At 62.5% G+C, this 12,133-nt stretch carries 10 protein-coding genes; 4 read left to right on the top strand and 6 right to left on the bottom strand.

Annotation, left to right across the window (positions count from 1 at the left end; genetic code table 11):
- Positions 1-13: 13 nt before the first annotated feature.
- On the top strand, positions 14-811 hold the full coding sequence (locus RUH75_RS01615) for a TIM barrel protein (RefSeq protein WP_313801504.1): 798 nt from the start codon (positions 14-16) through the stop codon (positions 809-811).
- A 79-nt stretch (positions 812-890) separates the two neighbouring features.
- On the opposite strand, the gene RUH75_RS01610 is transcribed toward RUH75_RS01615, so the two are convergent.
- The 4 genes from RUH75_RS01610 to RUH75_RS01595 form a co-directional block, all read right to left on the bottom strand.
- Positions 891-2,033, bottom strand: a complete 1,143-nt coding sequence (locus RUH75_RS01610; RefSeq protein WP_313801503.1) for an LLM class flavin-dependent oxidoreductase — start codon at positions 2,031-2,033, stop codon at positions 891-893.
- A 70-nt stretch (positions 2,034-2,103) separates the two neighbouring features.
- Positions 2,104-3,177 carry a helix-turn-helix transcriptional regulator gene (locus RUH75_RS01605; RefSeq protein WP_313801501.1) on the bottom strand — a complete coding sequence of 358 codons (1,074 nt, stop codon included), beginning with the start codon at positions 3,175-3,177 and terminating at the stop codon, positions 2,104-2,106.
- 30 nt (positions 3,178-3,207) lie between these two features.
- A complete protein-coding gene (locus RUH75_RS01600) occupies positions 3,208-5,475 on the bottom strand; it encodes a TonB-dependent receptor (protein WP_313801500.1) in 2,268 nt (755 codons plus the stop codon).
- A gap of 74 nt (positions 5,476-5,549) precedes the next feature.
- Positions 5,550-6,083 (bottom strand): nuclear transport factor 2 family protein, encoded by a 534-nt coding sequence (locus RUH75_RS01595; protein ID WP_313801499.1) that lies wholly within the window; start codon positions 6,081-6,083, stop codon positions 5,550-5,552.
- A gap of 173 nt (positions 6,084-6,256) precedes the next feature.
- Here RUH75_RS01595 and RUH75_RS01590 point away from each other — a divergent pair, with 173 nt between their 5' ends.
- A complete protein-coding gene (locus RUH75_RS01590) occupies positions 6,257-7,030 on the top strand; it encodes an SDR family oxidoreductase (protein WP_313801497.1) in 774 nt (257 codons plus the stop codon).
- 55 nt (positions 7,031-7,085) lie between these two features.
- Here RUH75_RS01590 and RUH75_RS01585 read toward each other — a convergent pair whose 3' ends face one another.
- A complete protein-coding gene (locus RUH75_RS01585) occupies positions 7,086-7,940 on the bottom strand; it encodes an SDR family NAD(P)-dependent oxidoreductase (RefSeq protein ID WP_313801495.1) in 855 nt (284 codons plus the stop codon).
- A 28-nt stretch (positions 7,941-7,968) separates the two neighbouring features.
- On the bottom strand, positions 7,969-8,793 hold the full coding sequence (locus tag RUH75_RS01580) for a glucose 1-dehydrogenase (protein ID WP_313801493.1): 825 nt from the start codon (positions 8,791-8,793) through the stop codon (positions 7,969-7,971).
- Between the two features lie 195 nt (positions 8,794-8,988).
- Between RUH75_RS01580 and RUH75_RS01575 the strand changes: the two genes are divergently transcribed.
- Complete coding sequence (locus RUH75_RS01575) at positions 8,989-9,489, top strand: SRPBCC domain-containing protein (RefSeq protein ID WP_313801491.1); 501 nt, start codon at positions 8,989-8,991, stop codon at positions 9,487-9,489.
- Between the two features lie 248 nt (positions 9,490-9,737).
- Positions 9,738-12,125, top strand: a complete 2,388-nt coding sequence (locus RUH75_RS01570; protein ID WP_313801489.1) for a TonB-dependent receptor domain-containing protein — start codon at positions 9,738-9,740, stop codon at positions 12,123-12,125.
- Positions 12,126-12,133 lie beyond the last annotated feature (8 nt).

The following is a 12,133-nucleotide window of genomic DNA, read 5'->3' as shown; positions in this document are numbered from 1 at the left end:
CCGGGGTGATGACATGACCCGCGCTGTGCCCGCCTTTTGCCTGGATCATCTTTCCCTCGTCGATCTTGACGCCCTGACCGTGATCGATGCCGCCGCCAGCGCCGGGTTCGCGTCGGTCAGCCTTTTCGTCACGCCGGTTCCGATCAGTCCGACGCCGGATCTCGTGATGGACCGCGCCGCACGGACGGCGGTCGTCTCCGCTTTGCGCGATACGGGACTGGGCATCGGCATCGTCGAGCCGTTCATGCTGGGGCCGGAGCCGGACTGGGCGCTGCTTGAACGGAGCGCGACACTGGCGGCCGAGCTGGGCGGGACGGTCAACATGCTGGGACTGGACCCGGATCATTCGCGGCTGGTTGAATCGCTTTGCCGCATGGTGGACATCTGCCGCGGGGCGGGTGCTTCGGCCATTATCGAGGCCTATCCGCTGTCGGCCATCCATTCTCCTGCCCAGGCGCTGGAACTGGCACGGGCGCTGGGTCCGGATGTCGGCCTTTGCGTCGACAGTCTGCATGTTATCCGCTGCGGCGGCGACTGGAGTGATATCGCCGCCTTGCCGCCGGACCGGATACGCCATGTCCAACTGAATGACGGTCCGATGTCGGCGCCGGCCGACAGGGTGGAAGAGGCCGTATTCAATCGCCTTTTGCCGGGGGAAGGCGAATTCGACCTGCCTGCGCTACTGCCGTTGCTGCCCGACCATGCCATTATCGCGGTGGAGGCGCCCTCGCGGGCATATGCCCGGCTCGATCCGCGTCGGCGGGCGGCACGCCTTATGCAGGCGATGCACGATCTTTATCGGCAAAGCTGAAGCAGCGGCCCGGACGATGCCGGGCCGCTTTCCTGTTCTGGGGCGAAGGGCCATGCCTCCGTTCCGCGCCGTTCCGGCTCTATTCGGCGGCGAGCGCGGCCTGCTCGCGGAAGTGCGGGATCACCTTTTCGCCGATGTTGCGGATCGTTTCCATGATGACCTCATGCGGAATGCCCCCCATCTGGAACATGAACAGGATTTCATCGGCGCCCGCGTCGAACAGGCGCTGGACATGGCGGATGCAGTCCTGCGGCGTGCCATAGGCATCCTCCACCACTTCGAAACTTTCGGTGTGATGGCCGCCGACCGCGATCTTTTCCCCCGAAAGCCAGGCAACGGTTTCCTGCTTGTGGCGCTGAAGCGCGGCGATGCTTTCGCTGGCGTCCAGATCTTCGGCATCGGGCTTGGGGCCGCCGGAATACCAGTGACCCAGCGATTCCACGAAGAAGCGCTGGCCGCGCAGGCCGACGCGGCGGGCCTTTTCCCGGTCCTCCAGCACCACGGCCGGGCACAGCGCGGCCAGATGCTCGGTCGGGCGGTAGCCCACCTGATCCTCCGCCTTCCGGTTGGCGAAGGCCTCGCGATAGATGGCGTTCTTTTTGGCGATGTCGTCGGGACCGGCAAAGCCCAGGACCAGCGCGCCGATGCCGCGCGCGCCGGCCGTGGTCAGCGTGTCGGCGCGGGTGCATGCCATGTAGAGCGGAGGATGCGGGTCCTGCATCGGGCTGGGATGGATCGGGCGGCGGGGGATCTTCACGAACTGCCCTTCATGCTCGATCTCGCCATGTTTCAGGATCTTCGGGATCAGATACATGCTCTCGTCGATCATCGGCGGCAGGTCGGCCAGTTCATAGCCGAACGTGCCCGCTTCCTGCTGCGTCCCGCCCTTGCCCATGCCGAAATGGACGCGGCCGTCCGACAATATGTCCAGCGTGGCGATGCGTTCGGCCACCTTCACCGGATGGTTCATCGCGGGGGGCAGGCAGACGACGCCATGGCCGATGCCGATGCGCGTGGTACGGCCAGCCAGATAGGCAAGGAAAGTTTCCGGCGCTGACATGTGGGCATATTGGGTCAGTGCGGTATGTTCTACCGCCCAGATCACGTCGAAGCCCATTTCTTCCGCATAAACCGCCTGTTCGATGATATCACGGAACACCTGCTGTTCATTTTCGCGGGACGTATCCGCCATCTGCGCTTCGTAAATGATCGAAAACCGCATCACGCTCTCCTTGGGGATTTTGATCCACAAAGGTTAGCGGTTGCGACGGGCGCCGCATGATCCAAATGGATCAGATGTCGAAATCGCTGCCTATGGTACGCAGCAGGGTAACGAGTTGCACCTGCCTGTGCGTTCCTGTCTTGGCGAAGATTGCCCGCAAATGCGTGCGCGCCGTATTATAGGCGATATCCAGTCTGTTCGCCGCTTCGGCCAGAGAGGCGCCCTCCGCCAGATGCACGGCCAGCGCGGCCTCTGCCCTGGTAAGCTGGAACCGGTCGCGCAGCGTTTCGCTCGATGGCCCGGCCGGGCGTGTCGGGTCGGCCAGGAACAGCGCCACCCAGGAGCCGTCGCCATAGGCCGAGGAGGGCACCGCGCGCGCGCGCGCATGCAGCGGCGATCCGTCAGGCGTGGCGATTTCGAACTGGCTTTCTTCCCCGGCGGGAGGCGGGGCATTCAGGATGCGGCTGATCATGGTCGCGGCGGTCCGGCCGCGCGGTTCCAGCTTGCCCTGCCGATCCGCGATGATGGCGCCATCCTCCAGCATGCGGGCCGCGACCGCATTGCGCCGCATGATCCGCCCGCCGCGATCCAGGATCAGGGTCGCGACGGCCAGGCCCGCCATGGCGCTGCTGAACAGCTGGCTTTCGGCCTGGGTGGTGGTCAGCTGTGCATGCAGTTCCAGCGCGATGCGCAGATGCGGCACGAGGCGGGCGAGCAGCGCCTTTTCGGCATCGCCGAAATCGTCGAGGCTGTCGTCGCGGGTGAGGCGCAGGCGAACGGCGCTGTCGGGCGGGCGGTGCAGGTCGATGCCCAATATCTGGCCGGTTCGCGCTACGTCCATCCAGTGCTGGAACCGCGCCGGGATATGGCTCACAAAGTCGCGGAAGGACACGACCTGCCCTTCCGGCAGGCCGACAAAGGGGTCGGCTTCCGATATCCGCCGATATTCCTCGGTCCGATCGGGGTCGGCGCCGGGCGTGACATGCGCGTCGATCCCGGCACAGCCCCGCCCGATCAGCAGCGTGGCGAAACTGGTGTCGGTCGCCGCCGCCAGCGCCCGCAGGAAATCCTCCCATGGCGGCGAACGGGTCAGCCCGCCATAGAGGGTTTCCAGCAGTTGGGCGAAGGCGGCGTCATCGGTCATGGGTGACGCCGCCTGCGATAGCGTTCCGGTTCAGTGTCGCCAGGCCAGCGTGATGCTGTAACGCCGCGGCGGGGAATAATAAGCCTCCGTGAAGCCGAAGCTGGTGGAGGCGTCATAGCCCGCCGTGACGATCCGGCGATCGGTGATATTGTCGACGCCCGCCCGGACGGACAGGCCGCTGTCCCCGAAGCGCAGTTCCGCGCTGGCGTTGAGCATGGCATGATCGGGCTGCCGCAGCAGCGGTGTATTTTCCGCATCGACATAGACTTCGCTCTTGTAGGCGACATCGACGCGGAAAACACCCTCAACCGTATCGCTGAGCGGCATTTGATAGACCGCGCTCGCATTGGCTGTGATATCCGGCGCCTGTTTGAGCTTGCGGTTGCTGACATCGGTTGGCGCGCCGTTGATGACGGAGACATAGTCCAGATATCTGGCGTCCAGCAGGCCGAGCGCGCCCATCAGGGTGAAGCGCGGCGCGACGCGGAAATTCCCCTCCAGCTCCACGCCCTGGATGCGGGAGCGGCCCGCATTTTCATTGCGGACGATGATGAGGCCGGTGGCCGGGCTGACGGTCGACACCAATATCTGCTGGTCGCGATATTCGTTGCGGAAGACGGCGAGGTTGATCGTCGCGATACGCCCGAAACCCGCCTTGATGCCTGCTTCATAGGCGGTCAGATGTTCCGGGTCGTAGGAGCCGATTTCCTCCACCGATGTCGGCCGTCCGTTGAAGCCGCCTGACCGGAAACCCCTGGAGTAGGAGGCATAGCCCATCAGGTTCGGCCGGAACCTGTAGGACAGCGAGGCGCGCGGGGTGAAGGCGTCCCAGCTCTTTTCCAGGTGATAGCCGGGTGTTCCCGCCAGCAGCGGCTCGCCCGAATAGATGCGCATGGCGGACTGGAAGAACCGCTTTTTCTCCCATGTGTAGCGTGCGCCCAGTTCCAGCGACAGGCGGCCGGTCAGCCCGTAATTGCCGTTGGCGAACAAGGCCAGATTGTCTGTCCGCTGCCGGTTGCGGAAATCGATGTTGAAATCGAGCGAGGCGGCCGGGATGGCAAAGCCGGGCGCGATGGGGAAGGGGTCGAGTCCGGCCGCGACCAGCGCCGGGTAAAGGCCGTCCGCCACGATCAGGCTGGTGTTGTCGCGGGTCTTTTCCCGATAGGCGAAGGCGCCCAGCAGCAGGGTGCCGTGCCCGCCCAAATCGAGCGACAATTGCAGTTCCTGGCTGATCTGCCGCGCCTTTTCGTCATGAATGTCGCCCGCATAGTTCACCGTGGCCGACGCATCGCCGTCCCGGCCGAACAGCGCGTCGACATGGCGATAAGCGGTGATCGCCTTGATGGTTGCGCTGCCCAGATCCTTGCTCAGCGTCAGCGATGCGTTGATGGCGTCCGTCCGGTCCCTGTTGAGCGAGGATGTGCTGTCGGTGCGGTCGATATCGCCCGGCACCGTGCAGCAGGGCGCAAGGAAGGTCGATTGCAGGATCGAGAAAAAGGTTGGCGTGAACGCGATCATGCTATGCGGCGCGCTGTGCTGGCGGCGGCGCAGCCCGTCGACTTGCAGCACGGCATCCAGCCCATCGCCGTCATAATGCAGCGCGATCTTGCCGGCGACGACGTTGCGATTGCCCAGATTGTCGCCGGAGGGAATCTTCTGCCAGCCCTCCCCGAACTCACCCCGCGCCGCGATGCCCAGCGACCATGCGTCCGACAGCGGCGTTTCGGCATAGACCCGCCCACGCACGGTGTCGAACGAACCGTAGCGCAGGTCGGCGGCGACTTTCTGCTCACGGCCGGGAACGGCGGATACGATGTTGATCGCCCCGCCCACGGTGTTCTTGCCGAACAACGTGCCCTGCGGGCCGCGCAGCACCTCGATCCGGTCGATGCCCAGCAATTCGGTCGTCGCGCCGAAGGTGCGGGCGACATAGACGCCGTCGATATACACGCCGACCGCCGGGTCGGAGGTGATGATGAAGTCGTTTTCGCCCACGCCGCGAATGAACGGGGCAATGCCGCCGCTATTGCCGCCCTGGCCGGGCGTGAACTGGATGTTCGGCGCGATCTGGCTCACCTGCGTCACATTGTCGAGGCCCCGGCTGTCGAGCGCGGCGGTATCCACGGCACTGACCGCGATGGGGACATCCTGCAACCGTTCCTCCCGGCGGCGGGCCGTGACGACGATGTCGCTGCCGTCGGACAAGGCCGGAACGCGGCTCGCTGCGGTCTGGGCAAAGCTTATGGCCGGCGACGCCAATATGGCGAACGCCGTGACGGCAAATGGCAAACGGGACATGAGTCCTCCCCCCTTTTTATATTGATCGGACTGGATCGAACGGCCGGCACGCCCCATGCCGGCCATGCAGCCGGTCAGGCGGCCGACCACTCGATCAGATGGCTGATGTCGTTGCGTTCTTCGGGCTTGCGGCCGGTCCTGCCCAGGTGATGCCAGGTGATCTGCGCCTCCGGGCCGAGCGGACGCACCATTTCGAACACCCGGTCATATTCGGTGCGGGCGATTTTCCACATGCCGTCCTCGCGGCGATACGTGTCGCGATAGATGGCGCTGCCGGTGGTGTGGAGCTTCCGTTCCAGATCGATGAAGATATCCTCCAGATACCAGATGCCTTCGGCGCTCTCCTCGCCCGTCAGGATGATTTCAGGCATATGGCCATGATGCATGGCGACCGCGCCCGAATGAAAGCTGTTGGCCAGGAATTCGATCATATTATCGCGTCCTTCCAGTCGGACGCGATAATTGCCGCCGCGATAGTCGACGCCGATGTCAGCCGTGAACAGGGGCGTCAGCAGTTCCAGGTCCGCCGTATCGATGCCCCGGAAATAGCGATGCTTGAGCGTGCGGATATCCTCCATGTCGCTCAACTGTTGCACGGAATAGGTCATGTCTCTCTCCTGATGAAACGCAATATATCATTTTTCTCTATATATATACCATATATGCGTAATAATCTACGAGATTAAGCGCATTTATTGCTGGCGAATGAGGGGCGGAATTGGGTATGAAGAATATCTGACGATGCGCTGGATCGCGCATGCTGCAAAAGAAAGGATTCAAGGTGAACGGAACTGGGCAGGGCAAGCTGGCCATGGTGACCGGCGGCACGAGAGGCATTGGCGCGGCGATCGTCCGGCGCCTGCTGGCCGAGGGCTATGCGGTCGCCACCTGTGGCCGCACGCCGCCGGAACAGCCGATCGCCATCGATGGGCGGTCCGCGCAGTTCGACTCCTGCGACATTCGCGATCCGGCCGCCGTGGCTGGCTGGGTCGAGGCACTGGTCGCGCGTCATGGCCGCATCGACCTGGTCGTCAACAATGCAGGCGGTTCGCCGCAGGCCAACGCCGCCACGGCCAGCCCGCGCTTTTCCGAACGCATATTGCAGCTCAACCTGCTCGCGCCGCTGCATGTGGCGCAGGCCGCCTATCCGCATCTCAAGGCGGCGGCCGGGTCGATCGTCAACATCGCCAGCGTATCGGGCGCGCGTCCTTCGCCGGATACCGCCATTTACGGCGCGGCCAAGGCGGGGCTGCTCAGCCTGACAACCAGTCTGGCGCAGGAATGGGGGCCGGAAGTACGGGTCAACGCCATCATTGTCGGCCTTGTCGAAACCGAAACCACCGAAATGACCTATGGCACGATGGAGGCGCAGGACCGTATCGCCGCTTCGCTACCGCTCGGGCGCATGGGCCGGGGCAGCGACATTGCCGATGCGGTCGTTTTCCTCGCCTCGTCCGCCGCCGCCTATATCAGCGGCGCCCGGCTGGAAGTGCATGGTGGCGGTGAGCGGCCGCTGTTCCTGGAAATCGTCAAGGAAGAAGCCGCCAAGGCCTGACCGTTTCACAGCTGGTAGCAGGGGGCACACGGGCGCGCCCTGCCATGTTCCTTCGTCAAAGACCCAGCAGAGCCCGGGTTTGTTCGTTCAGCGCTGGAGCAGCCTGCTCCCGGAAAAAGCGGATGCGGCCCTCAAGCGCCTGACCGGTCATTTCCGGCTGGCTGGAAATCCAGAATTCGCGGGCCGCCATGCCCTGGACGAAGAGGCGGCAGCCGACATCCAGGTCCATGCCGTGACTGGCCATCATATGCGCCATGGTTGCGCGATGGGCGGCGGCGCCTTTCGGCTCACCCTTGCCCGCTTCGGCCTCGAAAATGCTGGTCTTCAACATGCCGGGAATGATCGAACAGACATTGATCGGCGCCCCGGCGGCCTGCATCTCCAGATAGAGGCATTCGCTGAACGACTGGATGGCGTGCTTGCTCATGATATAGGCAGTCTGCGTCGGCATCATGCCGAAGGAGCCGATCGAGGCGAGATTGGCGATCCACGCTTCCTCACCCACCCGCAGCATGTGCGGCACGAAGGCGCGCACGCCATGGACCACGCCGTGGATGTTGACGTTCAGCGTCGTTTCCCAGCGGTCGGTGGGGATTTCCCAGACATTGCCCAGGGTTTCGATGCCTGCATTGTTGACCAGCAGGCGGACGGCGCCGTGGCGGTCGAAAACATGCTGTGCCAGCCCATCCAGCGCTTCGGGCTGCGACACGTCGATCCGGATCGCTTTGGCCTTGCCGCCTGCGGCCACGATTTCCGCAGCCACCCTGTCGGCCCTGGCCCTGTCGACATCGGTGACGACGACCATCATGCCGATCGTGGCGCAGCGACGGGCGATGCCCATGCCTATGCCCGCGCCCGCCCCGGTGATGACAGCGACGCCACCGGAAAAAACCTTCTCTTCCTCAGTCATCAGGCCTTCTCCGCGATGTAGTGGGCGATCATATCGACGTCATCGAGGCAGGCGCGCCGGGCAGATAATGGTGGTAATAGCCCGCCGCCCATCCGCCATCGACGGACAGTTCCGCGCCGCAGATATAGCTGGCCTCATCGGAACAGAGGAACAGGCTGGCGGCGGCGATTTCCTCCGGCTCGCCAATGCGTTGGAGCGGTACGCGTTCATAGCCGATATTCTTGGCCGCGCCCTCCAGCGCCTGCGGATTGCCCATGACGGTATTGACCCCGCCGGGGTGCACGGAATTGACCCGCACGCCCTGATGCCCGAATTCCAGCGCCGCCGTCTTGGTGAGGCCGCGCACCGCCCATTTGGAACTGCTGTAGAGCGACAGCGAATTGGCGCCGCGCATCCCGTCGACGGAGGAGATGTTGACGATGGCCCCGCGCCCCGCCGCGCACATCGCCCCGCCGACATACTTAAGACCCAGCATGGTGCCTTTGACATTGATGCCCAGCACCCTGTCGATCTGCTCCACGGTCAGCGCCGTTATCGGCGCGAAGGCCACGACCGCCGCATTGTTGACCAGGGCGTCGACCCGGCCATGGCGCGCCGTGACGGCATCCATCAGCGCGGTCCAACTGTCCTCATCGGACACGTCGAGGCGCAGGAACATGGCTTCGCCGCCCAACTCGGCGGCCAATGCTTGGCCGTCAGCCTCCAATATGTCGGCGATGACGACCTTTGCGCCTTCGCGGGCGAACAGACGTGCCGTCGCCTCACCCATGCCACGCGCGCCGCCCGTGATGATGGCGACTTTGTCCTGCAACCTTCCGGTCATGATGATCTGTTTCCTTTGCTGTGCGGCCATATCCACTCCCTGCGCGCCGCTTCACGCGGTCGGGTCCTTTGCGGGTGCGCAATGATAATCGGCTTGATGCGTATTAATTCCTATAATAGTCTACGCAGGTCAAGAGTAGGAAACGAAGATTATGCGAATAAGGCGCGAATATTGGCCTGATTTTCTCTATTTCCGTGCTGCACAAAAATCACTCAGGAGAAGCCGATGCCCGTCCAATATGATCCGTTCGCGCTCTACGATCCTGCGATTCTCGTGGCGTCCGATCCGGTGGAGATCGATGCGCCGGCCATGCTGGTCTGGGGTATATTGACGGACATGAAGCGTTATGGCGAATGGAATCCCTTCTGCGTCTGGGCGCAGTCGACATTGGAAATCGGCGCGGCGGTTCATATGCGGCTGGTCAACTATGCCAATCCTGGATCGTTGGCGCCCAATTGCGAATATGTCTGCGCATTCGATCCGGGGCGGCTGCTGTCCTGGGAATTGCCGGACAATGAGGCCTGGCCTTATCCGGCCCGGCGCGACCAGATGATCGAGGAACTGGGGCCGGAAAAATGCCGCTACCAGTCGACCGATGCCTTTACCGGTCCCAATGGCATTCATGTCATGCGCTTTTGCGGTCCATGGGTGGCCCGTGCGTTCAACGATACCGCCAGGGCGCTCAAGGCGCGCGCCGAGGCTATGCGCAAGGGCGAACTTCTCTGAAGGATGCATATTCCATGCATATTGATGATTGGATCATTTTGTTATGTGTGATATCGTAGATAATATTAAAAAATAATACGCAAATAGCTTATCACTGCCTTGCGAAGAGGAGGGCGCGCGTCTAGACGGACCCGATCGGACATATTTGCGTCGTCCGTCCCGGGCGCACGAACAGGCATGTGTCGATCAGGGTAAGGAAAAGCCGGAATTTTCCTGCGAAATAGCAGCGATCAAATTGGGAGGGTGTGATGAAATCCGTGTTTCTTGCTGGCGTTGCCGCTATTCTGGCAATACCTTTTTCCACCGCGGCAAGCGCTCAGGAGGAGGACTCCAGCAACGCGCCCCAGGAGCAGACCGCCAATCTGGGTGACATTGTCGTGACCGCGCGTCGTTCGGCCGAAACGCTTCAGGACGTCCCCGTGGCGGTGACGGCGCTGGGCGGTGATTTCATCGAACGGCAGAATATTTCCGATCCTACCGACATACCCCAGTTCGCCCCCAATCTGACGGTCGAACAGCAGCCGTCCAGCCTGTCTGCCGCGACGGTCTATATCCGCGGCATCGGCAATCAGGAGCCTTCCGCCGTTTCCGAACAGGGCGTGGGCATCTATCTGGACGGCGTCTATCTCGCCCGTTCGGCCGGCGCCGTGTTCGATCTCGTCGATCTGGAGCGGATCGAGGTGCTGCGCGGTCCGCAGGGGACGCTATTCGGCCGCAACACCATTGGCGGCGCGTTGCAGCTGATTTCCAGAAAGCCGGCCAATGACATGCGCGTTACCGCAAAGGCGGGCTTTGGCCGTTTCAACGACTGGTATGTACGCGCGCGCGTGGACACGGGCTATATTGTCGGTGATGTCATCAAGGCGTCCATTTCGGCCCAGCACCGTCAGGCTGACGGCTATGTCAACAACATGCTGACATCGTCCTCCCAGGACCCCGGCGCGCTGAAGGCGGATTCCGTCGCTGTTGGACTTGAAGGCGATTTCGGCGACGTCACGGTCAATTATAATTTCGACTATGACAATCGTCGCGGCACGCCCGCCTTCTTCCAGATCGTCGCTGCAACGCCGCTCGCGCAGGATTATTATTCGCAGTCGCCCAGCTTTGGCGGCGCACCGTTTCTGGTCAGCCCGGTACGGCAGGGCACGGTGCAGCAGGCCGGCTTCACCGATCGCAACGGCGATTTCCGCTATGGCAGCAAGACCCGCGTTCAGGGCCATGGCCTGACCATCAGTTATGAACCGATCCCGGAATTGACCATCAAGTCGATCACCGGTTATCGCAAGTTCTTCCAGGATACGATCCTGAATCTGTCCGGCAATGGAGAATTGCGCGGCCCGGTCGTCGACTTCACATCGCCCACGCTCGTCTCCGTTCAGCCGGTCGTGCCCTATACCGGCAACAACGCGCCCCAGAAACAATGGCAGTTCAGTCAGGAACTACAGGCGCTGGGGAAGGTCGGCGACATCAGCTATCTGTTCGGCATGTTTTATTTCTATGAAAAGGCGTCCGAATATAATCGTCAGGCGCTGACGATAGTCACTCCGGTCGCCGGTCTGCTCTTCCTGGGTTTCCCGCAATCGGTGGCTGACGGGATTGCCGCTCTCAATCCGGGCCTGACCACCGTTGGCGTCAATGCCAATCCGGTCCAGGCCTTTGGCGGCACTTCGCAGTCGATGGCGATCTTTGGGCAGGCCAGTTGGAAGCCGTCGGCGCTCGACGACAGGCTCGAAATCACGTTGGGCGGACGGTATACGGGCGATGACAAGACCGCCTATCTGGCAGGCGATGTCAGCCCGGTGCAGAGGGGCCGCAAGAGCTTCGACAATTTCTCCTGGCTGGCTTCGGTGTCCTTTGACGTGGCCAAGGACGTGATGATCTATGGCCGCGTTTCGACCGGCTATCGTTCGGGCGGCATCAACCCGCGCGCGAGCGTCATCAACAGCTTCGACCCGGAAAAGGCGACCGCCTATGAAGCGGGCATCAAGTCGCAGTTCCTTGACAATCGTCTGCGCCTCAACCTTGCCGGATACATCACCGACTATGACGATCTTCAAGTCCAGCAGTTCGCCGCGGGTAGCGGCGGCGCCACTTCGCTGATCGTCAATGCAGGCAAGGTGCGCCTGTCCGGCTTTGAGGCCGAACTGACGGCATTGCCGTTTACCGGTTTTCAGATCGACGGTTCGGTCGGCTATGTGAAGACGGATTACAAGAGCTTCCTTTTCCGTGATCCCGCCACCAATGCCATTCTGGATGTGGCCGATCAGGCCAAGCCGCTCTATACGCCAAAATGGAGCATCCATTTGGGAGCTGAATATTCGCACCCGATCGGTGATGCCCTTGTTCGCCTGCGTGGTGACTATTCGCATCGGACGCAAATCTATTTCAATGCGCTCGATAACACCGCGCCGTTCAACCAGCAACTGATCTCGCCCGCGCAAAGCAACGTCAAGGCGCGCGTGTCGGTCGAAGACATCAAGCTGGGCAGCGGCAAGCTGGATGTGGGGCTTTGGGGCGATAATCTGCTCAACCAGAAGCGGTTGAGCTATGGAATCGATTTCGGCGCGCTGGGTTTTGCCGGCGCGACTTTCAACAAGCCGATCACCTACGGGATTGACGCACGGATTCAGTTCTGAAGGCAGGT

This window comes from Sphingobium sp., assembly GCF_032153725.1.
Lineage (GTDB): Bacteria > Pseudomonadota > Alphaproteobacteria > Sphingomonadales > Sphingomonadaceae > Sphingobium.
Note: the sequence above shows the minus strand (reverse complement) of the source record. Positions and strands in the feature narration are given on the sequence as shown.

Coding starts and splice junctions, on each gene's coding strand:
- RUH75_RS01610 (WP_313801503.1), bottom strand. CDS start 2,033: ATGCGGTTTTCGATCATTTACGAAGCGCAGATGGCGGATACGTCCCGC.
- RUH75_RS01580 (WP_313801493.1), bottom strand. CDS start 8,793: ATGGCCGCACAGCAAAGGAAACAGATCATCATGACCGGAAGGTTGCAG.
- RUH75_RS01585 (WP_313801495.1), bottom strand. CDS start 7,940: ATGACTGAGGAAGAGAAGGTTTTTTCCGGTGGCGTCGCTGTCATCACC.
- RUH75_RS01615 (WP_313801504.1), top strand. CDS start 14: ATGACCCGCGCTGTGCCCGCCTTTTGCCTGGATCATCTTTCCCTCGTC.
- RUH75_RS01605 (WP_313801501.1), bottom strand. CDS start 3,177: ATGACCGATGACGCCGCCTTCGCCCAACTGCTGGAAACCCTCTATGGC.
- RUH75_RS01595 (WP_313801499.1), bottom strand. CDS start 6,083: ATGACCTATTCCGTGCAACAGTTGAGCGACATGGAGGATATCCGCACG.
- RUH75_RS01575 (WP_313801491.1), top strand. CDS start 8,989: ATGCCCGTCCAATATGATCCGTTCGCGCTCTACGATCCTGCGATTCTC.
- RUH75_RS01600 (WP_313801500.1), bottom strand. CDS start 5,475: ATGTCCCGTTTGCCATTTGCCGTCACGGCGTTCGCCATATTGGCGTCG.
- RUH75_RS01570 (WP_313801489.1), top strand. CDS start 9,738: ATGAAATCCGTGTTTCTTGCTGGCGTTGCCGCTATTCTGGCAATACCT.